Below are 19,711 nucleotides of genomic sequence, written 5' to 3'. Positions count from 1 at the left end.
AGTTCTTAGACCTCGCGAAAGCGCTAGCCCGCTGCCCCTTTTACTCTCCTGCTCGTCCTTCAGCAGCGAGCGTAGGAAAATGGAATATTGGAAGGATCAAAAAATAACCTCTTACGTTATACTTCGTGTAAGAGGTTACTCTATATTATCTTATATCCTTATGGAAATATTCAGTAAGAGAAGATAGTTAAATGGAGATGTAATGTACAGGTTAAATTAACACGCTCCAACGCTATTATTTAACATATAAAGCAATAGATGAAATAATAGCTTCTGCTGCTGGCTCCCATTTGCCATCCATATAACTTCCTAGTCTTTGTCCGAGCGCTTGCAAGGTGTCGAGCGTAACGGGAATATCATTTTGCTTCGCTAGAGTAGCAAGGAATGGAGCGGATAAGCTTGTCCATCCACCACGGTCAATTTTGATATCCACATCTTTCACTTCGCCATTCTCTATGACAATACGATAGAATAATTGGTCGTCTGGACGATAGCTCAAGTGATGAGATATTTGTCCAAATACATTTGTTAGGTTATCCTTTTTTGTAATCGAAGCTGGCTTCACGTTAAATTCATGACCTAATACGTTTAACTTTTTCACTTCAGGACCTGTTAATGCTGCATGAATAGCCTTATCCATATTGCTTTGTAATGGGATGGATTTCTCTGTTACTGTTAATGGATGAACGGTCTCGTTGCTTGCGGCAAAAACGGCTGAAGGCAAAAGACTCGTTGTGACAAAGGCTGTTGCTACTAGGGCTGCTGAGGTGACCTTCATAAGTTTTTTCATATGATTATTCATCCTTTCCAGTAAATCGATTGTTAACCTTATGTACATTTTATCATTTAATAATATAAGCAGACAACGCTCATTTTCTTCCATAATGTAACAAAAATACAATTATGGAAACGCTTCCATTTTCAATGTAACTAATAGACCATTTTATTTGGAATCTATCATCTCACGCAACAGTCATGAATGTAATTTAAAATTTTAAAGCGAGAATATTTACTAAGTCCAATGACAGCTATTCAAGTACGGGGTACCCTTTAATTAGGCATGAGAATTTCCTTTATACCACTTTCTAAGCTGATTAATATTAGCCTGATGATAGCGGCTATGGTCAGCTATATGCCATAGTCCCCAACGAATGGTTGCTTGCTTTTCATTTTCGTGTCCGAAAGTTACAACCTTATCCAGATCGTCATCTGACAATTGTGCACATGTATCTTTTAACATGTTTATTACATCTTTATAGTTAGACATGAGTGTATTCAAAGACTTCCCTTTAACCATTGGAAGCCTATTATTGTCACCTATCATAGGGCCATACTGTTCTATTAAAGATTGAGGAAGTGTTATTCCTTTTATCCTATAAACCCAATTAAGGTCTACATACAAGATATGGCTAATTAACTGAGCGGTACTATTATAGTTATTATCAGGACCCTTATAGTCTACTTCATCTTGCGACATGCTATCCGTAATAAAGTGTAATCGTTGGCTGTTTTCTTTCACAGCGGAATATAATATTCCCACAATAGGTGACATATAAGTTTCGCCTTTTAAATCGTACAACATCTTAACTTTTCCTCTCTACAATTAATTATAAGTTAACTTTATTGTTGCAAATTTAAATAAAAAGACACCCTCGTCACTCTGTGCCAAATGGAGTACCCCCAAACACTTTACGCAGCGGAGAACAAGAATTATATCATACGTTTACGTTAGCACAACAAGTCAATTGGAACAATATCTTTCAATAATAGAAACTGTTTTATTTATCCATTTTAGTACTTCGTCATATTATATATAGGTACAAAATTAATTTCGGATATTAGAACAATTTTTAATGAACTCTTGACACTTGTTGTACGTTGTAACTATAATGGTTACATCCCAAGGGTGTTAGTAATACAAATAAGCAGCAAATTTTCCAAAGCGGTTCATCTTCTTTCATTGCTTGCTCCAGACTAGTATGCACAGTGCAAATCGAAATGGCTTATACTGGTGGCATCGGTACTAATTCGTTTATCGTTCGGCGGTTGCTTTCTGAACTTACTGAACATATCAACATGAAAGAGTGAACCTTTTCTTTGGAATAGTTGTAATCACATTGGTTACAACATGAATCTCGAAATATTAGAAAGGAGTGATATGGATTACGACGTGCATGACATGCTGCTCACCTAGTGGGGCATAAGGTAGGGCCAGGCGATTACGATAAGACAAAAATCTTAGCGGTAAGCAAAGGAAATAGGTTTTCCAGTCCATTTTTCCAGCTTGATTCTGACAAACATATTCGATGCCTATAGATTGGTAAAGTATGTAGTCAGTCTAGGTAAATTGCACCCGAATGCACAGAAACTGTTCCGGGCATACTTTACCTACTCTTGGAATTTAGGACCACAAAACACTGATGGAATTAGTGGTACAAGTCGGGCTGTATCGCGAGAAAGCACTCAAAGTGCTTGCTGGCGATGCTTATTCTGCCAAAGTTCACGCGGCGAGGAAGAGCCTGCGTAGCGTCAGTGAAGTCCCGTTCTGCGTCATCGCCCAAAAATACGCCGTACCGAGGGCCTATTCAACCGACATGTTTCAACACATTGCAGACGGCTTGGCATTAATAGCTATGGTTGAATCTATTTAACGATGTCGGGAGCGAATCTAAGCGAGCATTGTGTGCGAGCAGCGTTATATTACTGTTTCAAGTTATCAATATAAGAAAAGAGGGAGATTAGACGATGTTTAAGATGTTTAATAAGAAATCATCAATGGGAGTTATATTATTACTTTGTTTCACATTATTGTTGAGCGCATGCACCGGCGAGGCAAGTACGAAGAATACCACGAGTGAAGGAACTCAAGCGCCAACGACAGATCTCAAGATCACGCCGTTCAATCCTGGGGAAAACGGCCTCTTCTCCGTCAGTTCGAGCCTGATCGAAGGGCCAAATGAGATACTGCTCGTTGATGCTCAGTTCGAAAAGAAAAACGCCGAACAACTAGTCAAGATGATCCGCGACACCGGAAAGAAGCTGACTACCGTTTACATTAGCCACAAGGATCCCGATTTCTACTTCGGTCTGTCGGCGATCCGTGAGGCATTTCCTGACGTTAAGATCGTTGCCACCCCGGCCACTGTAGAAAGGATCAAGGCAACTATCCAGATCAAGAGCGATTTCTGGAGTCCGATCCTAAAAGACGACGCTCCGGCAGCACTAATCGTTCCTGAAGTTCTTAACGGTGATAAACTGACGGTAGATGGCGAAACCGTACAAGTGATCGGTCTAGACGGTTCAGATCCGTCACACACTGTCCTTTGGGTTCCGTCCAAAAAGACCATCCTAGGTGGTGTGCCAATCTACGAAAACCTGCACGTCTGGATGGCAGACAACCAGACGCCAGAGAGTCGTGATCACTGGCGGGAGATTCTAGATCGCATCTCGGACTTGAAACCGGAACGTGTTATCCCAGGTCATTATCTGGACAAAAGCTCTGAAACTATATCCAGCGTCGCATTTACACGTGACTACATTGCAGAATTTGAAGCTGCGGCAAAGCAAGCCAAAAATTCCACTGAACTGATTGCAGCGATGCAGAAGGCTCATCCAAACTTCAAGAATAAAAGTGATCTGGAAATGGGCGCACAGGTTATCAAAGGTGAGCGTTCTTGGCCATGATCTAACGCCGACACCAGCGTTAGCTACGAAGAGGGTTAGGGCGTAATGGTGACACTTTCACCTGCTCTTACCTTCCCATCCACTGCAATCAACGCTCGGTCGTCATAGTAAAATAATGGGTCGTCACGCCGCCTTTGGAGCATACTACCATCAGGTTATGTCCATTGTAGCGGCAGCTGACGGCCTTTATATAGTTAATCACTTCATCTGCAAGTTGCAATGCAATTTACCTTCTCTGAACAAGAAGCGGTGGTAGAGCGGCATCCTGCTCAGTATCTTCAGCTGCGTGGTTTCCCCCGAACTCTATTGCTTAATATTGCTTAACTCTGAATTCATTCTTCGAACATTCCTGCATTTGCTGTACCGCTGACCCAACAATCTGGACATAGGTTGCTAAACCCATGAGCATACTTATTGCGAATCATGAGGTTCCGCCTCTGAAGTTGATCTCGGTAACTGGACGTCTCACCCACAACTTTTTTCCTCACCAATAGGAATATAAAGAAGTTTCATAACTGGATTGGAAAGCAGACAGAAGGATAAGCTGAAGGAACTGGCTGACCCAAGGGATCTAAAAAGCGGAGATCATTTTTGTATCCTTTTAAACTAATAAAAGTTATGTTACTTTATATTATATAGTATAATAAAAATATAGGAGGCGAACACGATGACAGATAAACCGATAATGGAAATTGGAATCAGTACTTTTTTGGAGGCATCTACAAATCCGGCGACGGGCGAGCGTATAAGCCATACCGAAAGAATTCGGCGAGCGGTTGAGGAGATTGTTCTAGCCGATCAGGTTGGACTTGACGTCTACGGCATCGGCGAACATCATCGGTATGAGTATGCCGCTTCGGCCCCGGCAGTTATTCTGGCGGCAGCGGCAGCCCAGACGAAGCATATTCGGCTGACCAGCGCCGTGACCGTCCTATCCTCGGACGATCCGGTACGCGTCTATCAGCAGTTTGCAACGCTTGATGCCATCTCAAACGGACGTGCCGAGATCATGGCGGGCCGCGGTTCTTTCATTGAATCCTTCCCACTGTTCGGTTATAGCTTGAATGATTACGAGCAATTGTATGATGAGAAGCTGGAACTTCTGCTCGCTATCCGTGAGTCGGAAAAAGTGACGTGGCGGGGAAGCCGCCATCGCGCGGCCCTAGACAATCTGGGTGTATACCCGCGAGCTGTTCAGAATCCGCTTCCTGTCTGGATTGCCACCGGTGGTAACGTGGAATCTTCCGTTAGAGCCGGCATGCTTGGCCTGCCTGTAGTTTATGCGATCATTGGAGGCATGCCAGAGCGTTTTGCGCCGCTTGTCGAGCGCTACAGGCGATCTGCGGCAACGGCTGGACACGATGTAAATAAGCTGCAAATCGCGACCCATTCGCACGGCATTGTAGCGGATTCCTCAGAAAGAGCAGCGGAGCTGCTGTTCCCGGGGACACAAGCCTCGATGAACAAGATCGGACGCGAGCGCGGTTGGGGTTCTCAGTATACACGCGCAACCTTCGATGAGGACTGCAAATTGAAGGGTTGCTTGTATGTCGGCGACCCAGAGTATGTCGCTGAAAAAATCGTGCTGCTCCGTCGTAACTTGGGCGTGACGCGCTTCTTCCTGCACTGCGACATCGGATCAATCCCGCACCGTGATATTCTGCGTTCGATCGAACTGCTTGGCACGAAAGTTGCGCCGCTCGTGCGCAAGGAACTTGCACTTACTGAGGGCAAGGCATAAGATAACTATACTAAAAGAATAGATCGTATTTAAAGCATGTAAAGTAATAGTACATGCTTTTTTAATTACTTAAAATAATTAATAACTAGATATATTATTTATAGTATTTAAAGTATATAACGCACACATTATATGTATTTAAGTAAATTAATTGGGATTAATGTAGATGATCACTTTAGAAAGAGAAAAGAGATACATTTTACTAAATCAACAAGGGACGTGATAGTACCGGTAGCTAAGTGTAGCGGGTAGTACTACCACTTTACGAAAGGATGATTTCTTTTTGTTTTCCTTGACATAAAAAGGGGCAAAATCCCTCAGCCAATTTCACATGGCTTTTGGGACAGCCCCTCTAATCCTTTAACTGATAGAAAACCTGTTCAATTTTGCCTCAGTACCAAGTATGACAGTGTTAAGCTCATTCCCTCGGCTATCTTGTCCCCTTCTGAAAAAGAGACTGCGTAAAAAATTCTTGCTATTCACGCGAGCAATCACCTGACTGCGACTTCTCGGCAAATTACAGCATTCCGCTAAGCCTCTAATCCAATCAGCGATTTCTTGATGTGGAAGTAACTCTTTGTCAATCATCGTATCCACGATGTTTACCAACCGCTCATCATCCTCATCGCTAAAAATGTGTCTACCATTATGAAGCATGCCAGAAATAACAACAAGAACCTCACGCAGCATTGCGAAGCCGCTCTCCTTGCACTGCACCAGTTCGACAAAAACATCCGCACCGTGGGACACGCTGTGAGCCCAGCCTCCTACTGAAAGGTAACCTCGCAGATCCTTCTCCTCTTTATAATAACGGAGCATCGCATGCATTAATTGCTCAATTTCTGCTTGATTGAGAAATGGATTCTGTCTGTGGCGCTGCACAATCAAAGCGATAGGTAAGGCAGAGAACGTCCTTGTAAAAACTGACTGATCATCCTCGCTGCCAATACTATAGAACAAATGGTTCTCATCAGTCAGAACAGTTAAGAGACTTCGTAACTCCTCTTCACTGAATCTATTCTCTTCCTTAATCCACATATAGAACATCGGATAAATCAGGTTATCCCGTAATTCTGGCTGAGGATCGCCAATATATTGAAGTAACAAAGGTAAGAAATCTTGATGCTGCTCACCTTCGCGTAACTGATACTCATCCTTCTCAATTCTTTGCAAATCCAGTATCAATTTGGCCCTTGTATCGCTCATTTCCCTATCTCCTTCAACATTAACATAATCTCCTCTATAACAACCTCTGGCTCATCATGATGAATATAATGTCCACTTCGACTAGCAATCCGGTACCTGCTTGACGTTGATAGCCATTGGAATTCTGCTTGGAGTCTTTGCTCGATTTCCAATATTTCTTGCAAGCAGATTTTCGGGTAGAACCTTTTCAAAGGCAAGTTCTTTATATTCCGGTGCAGCATCAACCAAAACCATACCGCTGATGTTCAGTGGATAAAGGTTGGCATATAATCTAGCGACCAAACCACCAAAAGAATGTCCCACCATTCTTTTTATTTTGTATAGTCACTTTTAATCACCCAGTTCAATTATAAGCTTCACGCTATTAATATTTCCATAATATTCTGAGTATTATATAGTTTCGCGAACTTTCTCATTTTTTATTTTGTGACTTTAGCTGAAACCACGCCAAAAGAAATTTGTAGAATACCAATTGATAATTTGCTTACTTCTAAGTTTTTTTGTTTTAAACATTTTGCACTGAATCGCCGAAATCACTTGATGTCTTGTACATAAAAATAAACCATCGAAATGATGGTTTTGTTTAACTAAGCCCCCTTGCTTTTATCTCGTTCCATACAATACGTTTTTGGGATTTACAACGATGAGTATAACAGCCACCACAGCATACAAAATTGCGCTGTACATGATTAAATCTAGTAAGTTTCCGTTTATTAAGCCAATAAAGAAATTAAACAACTGGTGGATCATAATTGGAACGCCTAAATTATGATTTAAGTTATAAAATGCAGTCATGACGATCTTCGTAGCAAAAAGTGCAATCATAAAGAAAATAATATATTTGATTAGATCCATACCCATATATCCTGTAGTGAACCATAGAGGTAGATGCCACAGCCCCCACCAAAATCCTATGATGATCGAAGCTTTTAATGGCGAATGCCTCTTTTGGAGCTCCATTTGAGCGAAACCTCTCCACCCTAGTTCTTCTCCCATTGCCCCAGAAACAAGTTGTAGAAAAAAGTGATAGCTCAATACTCCCCATGACGAAATTGCAAACATAGAACCTACTTCACTATTTTTAGCTACGAGAAACAAGGTTATCACAAATATAAAAGTTTGAATGCTAACCGCAGCAACAAGCACAGAGAGTTTAAGTTTATTCTTGAATTTATTTTTTGCAAATTGGATAAAGCTTTCCCCGGGATAGATCCTTTTAAATAGAATTGCAAAAGCAAAGGTTGAGGACCAAGCCGCTATAATAAACGCGACATCAAAGAGCCATGCAGGAAATCCTAACATCTTTATAGCTCCTGCAAGACAAAACAACGGCCAAAAAATGATATTGGTTAGGACAACAAAACTTGTTATTGGTTTTTTTAGTTTCTTTTCTTTATTCATGCACAATCCCCGCTTCAACTATGTTTTTCGCGAATAAGTTAACGTTCCTATTCACGAATAACTTTAGCTTAAACCTAGGAGTTACTCACAGGTCAATACGGGTCTGTATCATTTGATTGGTGCATACATTTCAAAAAACACACGTTCAAGCCCATCTTCATAAGTGGTAAGTAATAGATTAATATAAACCTGCCCCAAAAGCTCATACCCATTTTCAATTGCTACTTTTCTTAAGCTGGCTTCCACGTTATGGTCAATATTTGCACCACCCGTCGACCATCTTCCATCTTCAATCACGGTATACATACATTTGGGATGAGCTAGAATTGCACCTTCTATTTTTTTATCGAAGTCATCTACTTTTCTGACAATGAGAAACTTATCTTCCAGAATGCCTTCGTCATTAAAACTTATGACTCTTGTTAAAGAGGTTAGTGTAACTGCTTTTTTCAGGCTGTCTGTGTTCTCTTTTAGAGTTGCATATTCATCGTACGCAGTGAAATGATCGATTTCTCCTTTTATTTCTAAAGGCTTCATTACTTTTACTGTGTATTTGCCTAAGAATCGTTTTATTTTCTCGCAATCCGTTTTAACACTCTGTAGTTTTTTTAAAAGTTGCTTTTTATATTCCATTTCCTCTAATACTGCTTGTTCTTTCTCTTCTAGTAATGATTGTATTTCCTCTATACTCTTCCCTTTTTTTAACTCCTGGATTTTTTTAATTTCAATATCCATTTCTCTATAGAAATTGATTGCTGTTATATCATAGATATCAAAATGATTATATTCTCGATACCCATTCTCCGTATTTTGCTCAGGCTTGACTAATTCCTTTTCTTCATAAAATTTCAATGTATCTCTAGATACACCTAAAAACTTAGCTACTTGTCCAATGCTGTACATCGTGCTCTCCTCTATCATTCCACATATTCTTTATAGTTTTATTATCCAAAGGGCTGTCGGATTATTTTGCACAGTGACCTGCTCTCTGCGGCTTGAACCCTGCCGGATAGTACCCATTTGTTAAGTTGCACCATATTGTAATCAAAAGAACCGACTATAAAAAGTCGGTTCTTTATCTTAACGTCGTCAATTACTATCGTTGGTTTACAACTTATCTTTTCTGGCACCTCGCCTAGTAAAGCTTCATGATCCGAACTTGTTTAAAGATCTATTGAAGCACATACACAAGCAGCTTGTCGTTTAAAAGGTCTTTTGTGTTTCGCATGAAGATATTATGAAGAACTAATTCTTAAACCGCTCCACTGCATCCATAAAACGCCCATCCATCAGTCGAACGATGTGGTTCACGATCGCCTCACAAGGCGTTTTCATCCCATCCTCAATCCAATCCAGTAGTGTCCCTGCAAAGGCATAGCTGTAAAATTGAACGATGAACGTCTTGTCCTCTTCCGAAATCGCACGGGAAACCGAAACTTCATTAATGACATTGCTTAGAAGTTCAAATAAAACCTGATTTAAAAACATCTCCAAATGCTCTTTTCCAAGAGAACGACATGTGTTCATACAAAGCGACTTGTTGCTTTCCACATATTCTAAAATAATTAATAGCCCCTGCTGCCAGGTTGCATAGGATTTGTTATTCTGGATAGCGCCTAGTGCCTCCGTTTTATAGATCCATCCAAGCAGGTCATAAATATCCTGAAAATGATAGTAAAAGGTTTGGCGATTTAACTTGCAGGCTTCCACCAAATCTTTAACCGTTATTTTATCTAAAGTCTTGGTGCCCAGCATATCCTTCAATGCATCAGCCAATGCATGCTTGGTGTACGGATGCATAAGAAACCTCTCCTTATGATGCGATGTTTCTTATTATTTTACCATAATCTATAGATTTTTTAGACATAGGGCACCTAACGTTGAAATATTAGACACAGGGCTTTTAGTGTCTATTTTTATTCCTTTCATACTCCTTTAAAGTGAAGGTGTAAGAACACTCAAGGAGGTTGTTAGGATGTATTACAGCAATGGAAACTACGAAGCATTTGCCCGTCCAAAGAAACCACTAGGTGTTGATCAAAAATCCGCCTATCTGATCGGCTCTGGTCTTGCATCACTGTCCGCAGCTGCATTCCTCATACGTGATGGTCAGATGAAGGGGGAAAACATTCATATTTTAGAGGAACTCGATATTGTCGGAGGTGGATTAGACGGCATCTACGATGACGGCCGGGGTTTCATTATCCGCGGTGGCCGGGAAATGGAAAACCACTTCGAGTGCCTATGGGATCTCTTCCGCTCCATTCCCTCTCTTGAAACGGAGGGTGCATCGGTATTAGATGAATTTTACTGGCTCAACAAGGAAGATCCGAACTACTCTCTACAGCGTGCGATCCTTAATCGTGGTGAGGATGCACATACTGACGGCAAATTCACACTTAGCCAAACGGCTTCGCTGGAAATTATCAAGTTGTTCTTTACTCCAGAAGAAGCGCTTGAAGATATGAAAATTACAGATGTCTTCTCAGAAGATTTCTTTAACTCGAATTTCTGGCTTTACTGGCAAACGATGTTTGCGTTTGAGCCTTGGCACAGCGCTATAGAAATGCGCAGATATATCGCTAGATTCATTCATCATATCGGAGGACTGCCAGATTTCTCAGCTTTGAAATTTACAAAATACAATCAGTACGAGTCTCTTGCACTGCCGCTAATGAATTATTTGAAAGACCATGGTGTTACCTTCCAATATGCAACGACCGTAACGAATGTTGAGTTTGATATGTCAGAGAACAAGAAAGTTGCTAAAAAGTTGGTCTATGTTCAAAACGGACACGAAAAACACATTGACCTGACTGAAAATGATCTGGTATTCATCACCAATGGCAGCAACACCGAGAGTTCTACTTTAGGCGACAACAATACGCCTGCCATTATGAACACTTCCCTCGGTGGAAGCTGGGAGCTTTGGAAGAAGATCGCGGAGCAAGATCCTGCCTTTGGCCGCCCAGACAAATTCTGTGGCAACATTGCCGAAAGCAACTGGGAGTCTGCTACCATTACAACGTTAGATAACCGGATTCCGCCTTATATCGAAAAAATATGCAAGCGCGATCCATTCAACGGAAAGGTCGTTACCGGCGGTATCGTGACGGTAAAAGATTCAAAATGGCTGATGAGCTTTACGCTGAACCGTCAGCCTCACTTCAAATCCCAGCCAAAAGACCAACTCGTCGTATGGGTATACAGCTTGTATTGTGACGTGCCAGGTGACTATATCAAGAAACCGATGAAGGACTGCACGGGTATCGAGATCACAGAAGAATGGCTCTACCACATGGGCGTACCTGAAGCAGAGATTCACGATATGGCAGTAAACTCCGCAAACTGTGTCCCTTGCATGATGCCTTATGTTACATCTTACTTCATGCCAAGAGCTGCGGGAGATCGTCCGAATGTAGTTCCTGATGGCTGTGTCAACGCTGCCTTTATCGGTAACTTTGCTGAAACACCACGAGACACGGTATTCACTACAGAGTATTCGGTACGTACCGCCATGGAAGCTGTGTACACGCTGCTTGACATTGACCGCGGCGTGCCAGAAGTATTTGGATCCGCTTATGATGTCCGTGTGTTGTTGGATTCCACAGCGAAAATGATGGATGGCAAGAAACTAACCGATATGGAGCTGCCTCCAGCAATCCAATTAGCAGCAATGACGGGTGTGCAAAAAATTTCTCACACCAGAATCTTGCAGCTGCTTAAAGAGTATAAGTTAATCTAAACGAAATCGAATATAAGAAAAAAATGAGACTGTTGCACAATGGTGAGAGAATCAAATCACCGTGCTCCAGCCTCATTTTTTGATTAGAACAAGATCCATCTCGAGTTATATGACAAACTATAGACATCAGGCGCTGGGCCTGAGGAACCACGACGTTCTTCCTTGTTAAAACAGGGCAATGTAAGCGCTGGTGTATTGTTGCGAACAAGCACCTAGTGTGACGGATATGTTTCGAATCAGTGGTGAGTATAATTACATGATCAGAATCCAGAGCGCGTCCAGAGAGAATGTTGGCCAATTTCAAAATGCTATCATTAGTTCGGGCCATCTAATTCCATGTCGTTCATCTCAGCCCGTTGTTACGGAAAGAGAATCACAATCTTCGACAAAAAATGAAAGAATATCGAACATATTTTCATTCGCTACAGCTGCTTTAATATTGCTTCCTTCAATAAACAGAACCTTGCTTGTATGCGCATCTTTAATCGCCCACTTTTTTTTCATTTTATTGTTAGCATCCTTTCATGTGAACACTCCCATAGTATTATGAATTAACTATATCAGGCTGGCTAATCTTTTAGAATCTTTCTTCGTTTTTAAAAATTGGTGGTAATGGCTATAAAGAACGGGTAGACATTGCATCAAGTGCTATATCAAAAAATTTGACAAAATGTCTCTCTCCTCTCCTGCTTGAGCTTAACTAGGCAGGAGAATTTAAGCAACAAGTTGAAATACCGAAGAAACAGTCTCATTGCAGTTCTTCGCTCAACTATTTTTAAAACCTCTTGCACCTTACGCAACGTCACGTTTTAAACTAAAGACACCGGTAAACAGCTAGCGCCAAAGAAAGGAGTGGATCATGCAGCAGCATTGGAAAGTGGGTGATCTCGCCAAATTGACCGGACTTACAATCCGCACATTGCGGTTTTACGATCAGATTGGTTTATTTTCACCGTCAGGGCATTCCAAAACCGGTCATCGGTTATATAACGAAGCCGATATCAGACGACTGCAACCAATCTTGTCTCTTAAAGATTTGGGTTTATCGCTTGAAGAAATTCAGACGGTGCTGAAAGGCCATACGTATACCCCGTCGGATATCGTGGCTATTCAAATTGAACGGATCCGAAAAAATATAAAAAACGAACAGAAGCTTTTGGCCGAGCTTGAACGCGTAGCCGAACGAATGAACCACCAGGAGCCACCTTCAATTGGTGCATTTATTTCACTTCTGGAAACGATGAAGTTGAACCATGAAAAGGATATTATAGAACATCGGTTGAACTGGGAACGACGTTTCGATCAGCTTGGCGATTTTCTAAACGATAATTCGACATAATTTCTCTAAGAGGAGGATTTACTTATGAAACAACGATTTACGACTCACTCTACATTTCAAATTGAGCGCATTTACCATGCTGCTCCGGAACGGGTATTTGCGGCATGGTCGGACCGGAAAGCCAAGGCGCGCTGGTTCCAGCCTGCAGAGGAATTTGACTTCCGCGTCGGTGGACGGGAATTTGGTCGAGGTGGCCCACCAGGTGGACCCATCTTTACATTTGAGGCCAATTACCAGGAAATCGTGCCCAACGAACGTCTGGTATACACATACAGTTTAGACCAAGGAGAAATCCGGATATCAGTTTCCATCGCTACCATTGAGATTATGCCGGTCAGCGATGGTGCCAAAATGATATTTACAGAGCAGGGAACGTTTTTCGACGGCCATGATACGCCAGAACAACGTGAACATGGGACAAAGGAAATGCTGGAACTTCTCGGAAAATCCCTTGGAGAAAGTAATCCAGATATCTTTGAACTCGTGTCTCGTCGGAAGTTCTATGCCCCTAGAAGTGTGGTATACCAGGCTTGGACGGAGCCAGAACTCCTCGCCGAGTGGTGGGGACCTGACGGTTTTACGAATACGTTCCACTCTTTCGATTTAAGACCGGGGGGCGTCTGGGAGCTTACGATGCATGGCCCTAATGGGGACGACTTTCCGAACCGAAACGTTTTTCATGAAATCGGGCCGGAGTGTATTGTGCTGAGGCACGAATCCAGCCCTCACTTTATTCTGACTGCCGCATTCGAGGAAGTTGATGGTGGGACGGAGATCACTTTCCGGCAAGCTTTCGAAACAAAGGAAGAATACAACAAGCTTAAACCCATATGCGAAGAAGCGAATGAACAAGTTTTAGACAGGCTCGGATCGCTCGTGAAGAGGCTTTCTGTATAGGTACGATAACCCCCATACATCCGATACTCTTGCCCGCACAACTGTACTAAGTTAATAAATAACTACATTTAAACATAAAGGGCACCATATATTAGTCATGAATAATATGTGGTGCCCTTTATTTAAAAGCTTACTGCTCTCTTTCCCGATAAAATCCTTTGCAAAATATTGAGTTTTTAGGCTTTATGAAGATTAAAAACGAATTAATGATATCGGAAGATGAGATGATCAAATTTAACCAACAAATAAATATTAACAGTGCCTTGATTTTACCTGACGAAAAGAATGAAAGGATCGCTGGAACTACTGACAATACTATATACGGTAGGCTCATGAATAACCAAAACCTCATTTTCGATAGAACTGCATTCGTATTAAGCCAAAAATGAAATCCAGTGTATGTTAAGCTAATATCACCTTTCTTATTGATAACAATAATGTGAAGCATCTCATGTGTTATAAAAACTGCAATCACAACAATGAGAATAACGGGAAATTTTATTGTCGTCGCAACGTTATTTGTGAACTCTACAAGCCCGAGCCAGTTGGGCGCTAGAAATAAAAAAATCCACATGACATAGACAAACTTCATAAAGTGCTTCCGAAACCAGTCATTTCGTATGAATGGCGTCCATTCATATAAGTCAAGGTTTACTTCAGGTAGTCTTTGAAACCACTTTACCAATTATCCCACCACCGTATCGCAACTTATCAGAGATCATTCTCACTCCACATATATTACCATCTTCCATTCATAATTAGAGCACATTCAAGGTAGCATGTAGTTCAAATAGACAGGGACAAGCCCTGCCTATCTACTTAATAGTTTGGCAACCATTGCTTATAGGTATCTGCACGTAATTGCAGCTCATTATACAGCACGCCGGCATGGTAGCCGTCGCAAACGGCATGATGAAACTGTCCCGACAACGGCAACAGTATTTTTTCGTCACACCGAAAATATTTCCCCATGGTAAAGATGGGTAGTAAATAAGTCCCCTCATTATAGACGTTCAGGTTAAAACCCGTGAAGCTGACCCACGGAATACTGGAAATGGGGAAGGTGTTCGGTGGCTCGCTTGTTTTAGAGACAAATCGTTTAATACTTCCGTACTTTTCTATATCATCTAAATAACGATTGTAGAAATCATCAAACTCTTCACTGTACAACGTCCAGATACTTGAAAAAGTCTTATCATCATCATGAAAAATGGTAAAGCTAGGGGATAAACTATCCCAATGACCTAACCTACCCTCAGAATCAATACATGTGCGAAATTCAACATTGCGGTTTACCACGGTAGTTATCATGTGGATTAGTGTTGGATACAGCTTAATTCCCTTATTATTAAGTTCTTCCAGCAACAGGGTGATATCAATATTTGCAGTCATGCTATAGGTGCATCTGACATTGTTTAAATAATGTTCAAAATAGGGCTTTCGACTCCAGTTATCCATGTCAATCGGATTGAAAATCATCTATTATACCTCCTAAAACTAAAATAAAAGCATTTTTCATTTTAGAAGGTTATATCGACTGCTTTAACCATATCCTCATCACAATCCTAATCATATATTTTTTCTTTAACGATGAGTCTACCATAATTATAGCCAAAACATCAAAAATGTTGCTTACAACTGATTTCCTTGTGCAACAAAAAACAGGCGTCCTTTGCACAACTTATATGTGCGAAAGACACCTGTTTGATTTTCTGACACCTGCAGCAGCTCTTCTTAACGATAGGAGGTTCCACTACTATGTTACACTGCGATTATCCCACATTGTAATGCGGTTTTAGCACAACATCTTGTTTCACTTCTTGGTTCTTGTTCGACTGATTACGCTGACCAGGTACTGAGATAAAGATCGCGATCAAGAAAGAGAGCATACACAAGACCGCGATGACGGTAAAGGTAATATGGAAGCCACCGAACAAAGCACTAAGGAACGAACCAGCCAAGGCACCTAAACCGAAACCTTGATAAATGATTCCATAGTTCTTACTTTGGTTCTTCAAGCCAAAGTAGTCAGCCACAATCGCTGGGAAGACTGTGATATTACCGCCAAAACAGAATGCGATCACCGCCACACATATGAAGAAGGTCCCCAAGTTCAAAGGTACGAAGTTTAAAGTCATAACAGACAATGCCGTTGCGAAAAGCGCTCCAGCAACCACTTTCATACGTCCTACTTTATCGGACAATGCGCCGAGAATGATCCGGCCGGCTGTATTAAAAATCGCTACCATAGCTACCGCATTCGCTGCTGTGCTGATATCAAGTCCGGCAAGCTGCACACCAATGTCTTTGACGATGCCAATCAGATACAAACCACTCATACAAGCTGTGAATAGAATAATGAAGAGCATATATGCTTCTTTTGTACGCAGCATTTCTTTGGCTGTGTAATTCCGCCCACTGTGCGATTGAGAATTTGCGTTTGCAGGCGTTTCTGTGATTACGGCTTCTTTGATTAAGAACGAACCGGCAATCACCATCACCATCACGATCAATCCCCAGACTAGGAATGCGTAGGAGACCCCCATGGTATTGATGAAATTCGCATTGATATATTTAAAGACCAAGCTGCCTGTCCCAAAAGCACCCACCGAGATCCCCGATATTAATCCTTTTCGTTCAGGGAACCATTTAATTAAATTCGATAGCGATGTGATATACGCTGTCCCATCCGCAAAACCAACAACCACACCAGCAAGCAAGTACAACATCCACAACGATGAAACCTGTGAGCTAGCGATGAGTCCAGCCCCGAGAACAGCACCTGCAATCATCGTCAAATGCCGAATACCGATACGATCCTGAATTTTACCAGCAAACAGTGTCGCAAAAGCCAGTGCAAAACTGGTGATGGAAAACGTAATCGATACGGAGCTAAGCCCCCATCCAAATTTGTCCGCTAATGGCTGATTAAATAAACTCCACGTATATATGGTTCCTAAACCCATTTGTACAATGATTGTTCCAAGGACGATCATCCATCGGTTGACCTGCGACCCAGTTGCTTGATGCGTTCTCATGATAGATCCCTCTTTCCATTCAGCTATGATCAAGTTGTGCGTTATCAGCAGGGAAGTGAAAGCTTCTTACGCCTTGCTTTCACACCTTTATCTTACAAGATAAAACGCTTTCTTGAGCCAAGAGCGACATGGAATGACGGGATTACGGAATGAACTGCATTTATATATGCATTAACTGCCTAAACTCTTTGACTTTACTTCGACTGACAGGCACTTTGGCATCCATATCACGTAAACGCAGCAGGTAGGTATTGTTGAACCATGGAACGATTTCATGAATTTGCAACAAATTGACGGTATAGGAACGATGACAACGATAGAATCGATCTTGAGGCAGCATCGCATGAAAGTCCGAAATACTCATCGGCATCGTATAGGTACCGCTCTTCGTGAATACATTCGTCACCTTCTCTTGTGCTTCCGCATAGTAGATGTCATCGCTATCCGTTACGATATATTTATCATTTTTCAGCAGATTAATGCGTTTCTCCTCAGTTCTTTGCCTGCTATCCACAGGATTTGAACTGCCTCCTTGCTGCAGCTCCCGTTCGAAGGCGGCCTCCAGCTTACGCAACATCGCGGCAATTCGGTTTTCGTCATAGGGCTTCAAAATATAATCAAAGGCTTCCAGTTCAAACGCTTGAGCAGCATGCTCCTTATAAGCAGTTGTAAAAATAACATACGGCTTTTGCGCGAACTTACTGATATTCGTCGCTAGCAGCATTCCGTCCAGGGATGGGATGTTAATATCGAGAAAAATCGCATCGACTTCCTTCTCCTGCAGAAATTTAAGCACATCAAGGCCATCCTCGAATCGTTCCACGATTTCGATGCGGCTATGTTTGGTAATCAGATATTCCAGCTCTTCACTGGCTAATACTTCATCTTCCACAATTATCGCTCTCATCGTGTCTCCTTTTGTATGTCGAAAAAGATATTCGTTCCTTGATCCAGCCGCTCTATTGTAACACCATGCCCGAAAATGAGCTTCACACGCTTATGAACATTAAAAAGACCAATATGGTTCGGTGGAACACGCTCTTCCATCACCTGTTTAATCATATCTTCTCGGATACCCACGCCAGTATCCTGCACACCAATCCGAATGTAATCTTCTGTATCTTTGACATAGATGGTGACCGTACCAGGCCCTTTCACCTTCAATATACCGTGGACAATCGCATTCTCCACTAATGGTTGAATGATGAGACTGGGAATCTTCACCGCGATTTCATCCACATCATAAACAACCTGCAACCGATTTCCAAAGCGTGCTTTTTCAATTTCGACGTAGTTCCGAACCTGCTCCAGCTCCTTATGGATATCGATCAATTCATCCGTTAGCTCCAAATTATATCGCAAATAACCGGATAAATTGACAATCAACTCCCTCGCTTGATCCGGTCTAGTCCGGATCGAGGAACCAATCGCGTTCAACGCATTGAACAAAAAGTGAGGCTGAATGGTTGTCTGCAGCGCTTTGAGCTCCGCTTTATTGGCCATCTCCTTTATCTCTTCCACACGGGAAACTTCCATTAATGTCGAAATGATCTGGGATAAACCGACGGCCATAGTCTGCAGCGGATAGGTAATTTTATGTGCTTTCTGATAATAAATCTTCAAGGTCCCCGTAACTTCTTCTCGCTCTTTCAACGGAATAATGAGTAAGGATTGAATGCCGGGCAGCGCATCGTCCAACGCATGGTTGCTGATCATGAACTCCCCGCTCCGTATCGTCTCTTTGGTCATATCACTTATAATCTCATGCCGGAATTGATAGCGATCTTCCCCAAAACCGACATAAGCGAGCACATTCGAGGCATCCGTAATCGCCACTGCATCGGCTTGAATATCTTCTTTAATAATAGAACAGATCTTGTGCAATGAGTCGGTATTGATGGAGCGGAAATAGGGTAATGTCTTATTCGCAATGTCCAAAGCCAACTTCGCTTGCTGCGCAGCGATTCCTTCCCGTTCACTTTCTACATTCTGAATTAACAAAATGATCAATCCTACATTCAATTGCCCTAGAATCATCGGCGTTGCAATTTTGGATACGATCTCTAGACCTAATGTTGTAGGCTGCGCCATGACTACGATCAACAGCATCGTTAATGCCTCGCAAGCCATCCCGGCAAGAATCCCGATAAACCAACGTTTCGCTTTAGGTGTTCGAAGATAAATATAGCCAGATACCAGCCCCGCAATAATACTCGTGATGAGACATGGAATCGAGGTCACTCCGCCGATATCGATCAAATAACGATGGATTCCGGACACCACACCCACGACAAGACCGACCCAAGGCCCGAAAAGAATTCCTCCTGCCATAATCACGATGATCCGTACGTTGACGAGCGATCCTTCCACATCGATGCCTGAGTAGGTGCCGAATAGTGCAAAGGTACAGAACACAATCGTAACGACGGTGAACTCCTTCGTTGCCAGCGATTCTTTTTGCAGAATCTGCTTAAAGCTCGGAATACGAGTTAAGAAAAACAAAATAATTAGCAATAATGCTGCCCGTTCAAAGAGCTGAAGCAGCATCGTGAAATCTCCGTCTATGGAAACTACCTCCCGTTATCACAAGCTGTTATTTGTTTATTTTATCAAAGTTTGCTCTGTTTTCACGTTCCAAATCCATACAGGATATTTAACAT

At 42.0% G+C, this 19,711-nt stretch carries 18 protein-coding genes and 1 pseudogene; 6 read left to right on the top strand and 13 right to left on the bottom strand.

From position 1 onward, the window contains the following. Window positions 1–235: 235 nt before the first annotated feature. Window positions 236–790, bottom strand: coding sequence for a methyltransferase (locus tag QP775_RS12920; RefSeq protein WP_239333954.1), 555 nt, complete (start codon window positions 788–790; stop codon window positions 236–238). Window positions 791–1,054: 264 nt separating this feature from the next. Then, window positions 1,055–1,582, bottom strand: a complete 528-nt coding sequence (locus QP775_RS12915) for a DinB family protein (RefSeq protein ID WP_239333956.1) — start codon at window positions 1,580–1,582, stop codon at window positions 1,055–1,057. 838 nt (window positions 1,583–2,420) lie between these two features. On the opposite strand from QP775_RS12915, the gene QP775_RS12910 reads away from it, so the two are divergent. The 3 genes from QP775_RS12910 (at window position 2,421) to QP775_RS12900 (ending at window position 5,425) form a co-directional block, all read left to right on the top strand. Further along, window positions 2,421–2,651: a hypothetical protein gene (locus tag QP775_RS12910; protein WP_239333958.1), complete on the top strand. Its 231-nt coding sequence runs from the start codon at window positions 2,421–2,423 to the stop codon at window positions 2,649–2,651. A gap of 94 nt (window positions 2,652–2,745) precedes the next feature. Continuing rightward, window positions 2,746–3,684 carry an MBL fold metallo-hydrolase gene (locus tag QP775_RS12905; RefSeq protein ID WP_285106559.1) on the top strand — a complete coding sequence of 313 codons (939 nt, stop codon included), beginning with the start codon at window positions 2,746–2,748 and terminating at the stop codon, window positions 3,682–3,684. A 667-nt stretch (window positions 3,685–4,351) separates the two neighbouring features. Beyond that, window positions 4,352–5,425, top strand: coding sequence for an LLM class flavin-dependent oxidoreductase (locus QP775_RS12900; protein ID WP_285106557.1), 1,074 nt, complete (start codon window positions 4,352–4,354; stop codon window positions 5,423–5,425). Window positions 5,426–5,785: 360 nt separating this feature from the next. On the opposite strand, the gene QP775_RS12895 is transcribed toward QP775_RS12900, so the two are convergent. The 5 genes and pseudogenes from QP775_RS12895 to QP775_RS12875 form a co-directional block, all read right to left on the bottom strand. Continuing rightward, complete coding sequence (locus QP775_RS12895) at window positions 5,786–6,631, bottom strand: DUF2785 domain-containing protein (RefSeq protein WP_285106555.1); 846 nt, start codon at window positions 6,629–6,631, stop codon at window positions 5,786–5,788. Next, window positions 6,628–6,937, bottom strand: a pseudogene (locus tag QP775_RS12890) (alpha/beta fold hydrolase); the annotation flags it as partial. The pseudogene QP775_RS12890 and the gene QP775_RS12895, both read right to left, overlap by 4 nt. A gap of 297 nt (window positions 6,938–7,234) precedes the next feature. Continuing rightward, the gene (locus tag QP775_RS12885; protein ID WP_285106553.1) at window positions 7,235–8,032 is read right to left on the bottom strand and encodes a type II CAAX endopeptidase family protein; all 798 of its coding nucleotides are present in this window, start codon (window positions 8,030–8,032) and stop codon (window positions 7,235–7,237) included. Between the two features lie 108 nt (window positions 8,033–8,140). After that, a complete protein-coding gene (locus tag QP775_RS12880) occupies window positions 8,141–8,935 on the bottom strand; it encodes a MerR family transcriptional regulator (RefSeq protein ID WP_285106551.1) in 795 nt (264 codons plus the stop codon). A gap of 342 nt (window positions 8,936–9,277) precedes the next feature. Next, the gene (locus tag QP775_RS12875; protein ID WP_239333970.1) at window positions 9,278–9,832 is read right to left on the bottom strand and encodes a TetR/AcrR family transcriptional regulator; all 555 of its coding nucleotides are present in this window, start codon (window positions 9,830–9,832) and stop codon (window positions 9,278–9,280) included. A 175-nt stretch (window positions 9,833–10,007) separates the two neighbouring features. On the opposite strand from QP775_RS12875, the gene QP775_RS12870 reads away from it, so the two are divergent. After that, window positions 10,008–11,777 (top strand): oleate hydratase, encoded by a 1,770-nt coding sequence (locus QP775_RS12870; RefSeq protein WP_285106549.1) that lies wholly within the window; start codon window positions 10,008–10,010, stop codon window positions 11,775–11,777. A gap of 348 nt (window positions 11,778–12,125) precedes the next feature. Here the strand turns inward: QP775_RS12870 and QP775_RS12865 are convergent, their stop codons facing one another. Further along, on the bottom strand, window positions 12,126–12,281 hold the full coding sequence (locus QP775_RS12865) for a hypothetical protein (protein WP_285106547.1): 156 nt from the start codon (window positions 12,279–12,281) through the stop codon (window positions 12,126–12,128). A 355-nt stretch (window positions 12,282–12,636) separates the two neighbouring features. On the opposite strand from QP775_RS12865, the gene QP775_RS12860 reads away from it, so the two are divergent. Together QP775_RS12860 and QP775_RS25755 are read left to right on the top strand one after the other, a co-directional pair. Next, entirely contained in the window at window positions 12,637–13,116 is a 480-nt protein-coding gene (locus tag QP775_RS12860; protein ID WP_285106545.1) for a MerR family transcriptional regulator, read from the top strand. Window positions 13,117–13,140: 24 nt separating this feature from the next. After that, entirely contained in the window at window positions 13,141–14,013 is an 873-nt protein-coding gene (locus QP775_RS25755) for an SRPBCC family protein (protein ID WP_350338970.1), read from the top strand. 130 nt (window positions 14,014–14,143) lie between these two features. Here the strand turns inward: QP775_RS25755 and QP775_RS12845 are convergent, their stop codons facing one another. From QP775_RS12845 to QP775_RS12825, 5 genes are all read right to left on the bottom strand, one after another. Then, on the bottom strand, window positions 14,144–14,605 hold the full coding sequence (locus QP775_RS12845) for a metalloprotease family protein (RefSeq protein ID WP_285107258.1): 462 nt from the start codon (window positions 14,603–14,605) through the stop codon (window positions 14,144–14,146). 227 nt (window positions 14,606–14,832) lie between these two features. Continuing rightward, the gene (gene catA, locus QP775_RS12840; RefSeq protein ID WP_285106543.1) at window positions 14,833–15,492 is read right to left on the bottom strand and encodes a type A chloramphenicol O-acetyltransferase; all 660 of its coding nucleotides are present in this window, start codon (window positions 15,490–15,492) and stop codon (window positions 14,833–14,835) included. A 293-nt stretch (window positions 15,493–15,785) separates the two neighbouring features. Next, window positions 15,786–17,051 (bottom strand): L-lactate MFS transporter, encoded by a 1,266-nt coding sequence (locus QP775_RS12835; protein ID WP_285106541.1) that lies wholly within the window; start codon window positions 17,049–17,051, stop codon window positions 15,786–15,788. A 160-nt stretch (window positions 17,052–17,211) separates the two neighbouring features. Further along, window positions 17,212–17,958, bottom strand: a complete 747-nt coding sequence (locus QP775_RS12830) for a LytR/AlgR family response regulator transcription factor (RefSeq protein ID WP_285106539.1) — start codon at window positions 17,956–17,958, stop codon at window positions 17,212–17,214. Then, window positions 17,955–19,598 carry a sensor histidine kinase gene (locus QP775_RS12825; RefSeq protein ID WP_285106537.1) on the bottom strand — a complete coding sequence of 548 codons (1,644 nt, stop codon included), beginning with the start codon at window positions 19,596–19,598 and terminating at the stop codon, window positions 17,955–17,957. Before QP775_RS12825 ends, QP775_RS12830 begins: the two co-directional genes overlap by 4 nt. Window positions 19,599–19,711 lie beyond the last annotated feature (113 nt).

Source organism: Paenibacillus sp. UMB4589-SE434, from assembly GCF_030226685.1.
In the GTDB taxonomy this organism is placed as follows: domain Bacteria; phylum Bacillota; class Bacilli; order Paenibacillales; family Paenibacillaceae; genus Paenibacillus_B.
Note: the sequence above shows the minus strand (reverse complement) of the source record. Positions and strands in the feature narration are given on the sequence as shown.

Excerpts from the sequence above, each read along its gene's own strand:
- QP775_RS12920 (WP_239333954.1), bottom strand. The coding sequence starts at position 790 with ATGAAAAAACTTATGAAGGTCACCTCAGCAGCCCTAGTAGCAACAGCC.
- QP775_RS12915 (WP_239333956.1), bottom strand. The coding sequence starts at position 1,582 with ATGTTGTACGATTTAAAAGGCGAAACTTATATGTCACCTATTGTGGGA.
- QP775_RS12910 (WP_239333958.1), top strand. The coding sequence starts at position 2,421 with ATGGAATTAGTGGTACAAGTCGGGCTGTATCGCGAGAAAGCACTCAAA.
- QP775_RS12905 (WP_285106559.1), top strand. The coding sequence starts at position 2,746 with ATGTTTAAGATGTTTAATAAGAAATCATCAATGGGAGTTATATTATTA.
- QP775_RS12900 (WP_285106557.1), top strand. The coding sequence starts at position 4,352 with ATGACAGATAAACCGATAATGGAAATTGGAATCAGTACTTTTTTGGAG.
- QP775_RS12895 (WP_285106555.1), bottom strand. The coding sequence starts at position 6,631 with ATGAGCGATACAAGGGCCAAATTGATACTGGATTTGCAAAGAATTGAG.
- QP775_RS12885 (WP_285106553.1), bottom strand. The coding sequence starts at position 8,032 with ATGAATAAAGAAAAGAAACTAAAAAAACCAATAACAAGTTTTGTTGTC.
- QP775_RS12880 (WP_285106551.1), bottom strand. The coding sequence starts at position 8,935 with ATGTACAGCATTGGACAAGTAGCTAAGTTTTTAGGTGTATCTAGAGAT.
- QP775_RS12875 (WP_239333970.1), bottom strand. The coding sequence starts at position 9,832 with ATGCATCCGTACACCAAGCATGCATTGGCTGATGCATTGAAGGATATG.
- QP775_RS12870 (WP_285106549.1), top strand. The coding sequence starts at position 10,008 with ATGTATTACAGCAATGGAAACTACGAAGCATTTGCCCGTCCAAAGAAA.
- QP775_RS12865 (WP_285106547.1), bottom strand. The coding sequence starts at position 12,281 with ATGAAAAAAAAGTGGGCGATTAAAGATGCGCATACAAGCAAGGTTCTG.
- QP775_RS12860 (WP_285106545.1), top strand. The coding sequence starts at position 12,637 with ATGCAGCAGCATTGGAAAGTGGGTGATCTCGCCAAATTGACCGGACTT.
- QP775_RS25755 (WP_350338970.1), top strand. The coding sequence starts at position 13,141 with ATGAAACAACGATTTACGACTCACTCTACATTTCAAATTGAGCGCATT.
- QP775_RS12845 (WP_285107258.1), bottom strand. The coding sequence starts at position 14,605 with ATGAAGTTTGTCTATGTCATGTGGATTTTTTTATTTCTAGCGCCCAAC.
- catA (WP_285106543.1), bottom strand. The coding sequence starts at position 15,492 with ATGATTTTCAATCCGATTGACATGGATAACTGGAGTCGAAAGCCCTAT.
- QP775_RS12835 (WP_285106541.1), bottom strand. The coding sequence starts at position 17,051 with ATGAGAACGCATCAAGCAACTGGGTCGCAGGTCAACCGATGGATGATC.
- QP775_RS12830 (WP_285106539.1), bottom strand. The coding sequence starts at position 17,958 with ATGAGAGCGATAATTGTGGAAGATGAAGTATTAGCCAGTGAAGAGCTG.
- QP775_RS12825 (WP_285106537.1), bottom strand. The coding sequence starts at position 19,598 with ATGCTGCTTCAGCTCTTTGAACGGGCAGCATTATTGCTAATTATTTTG.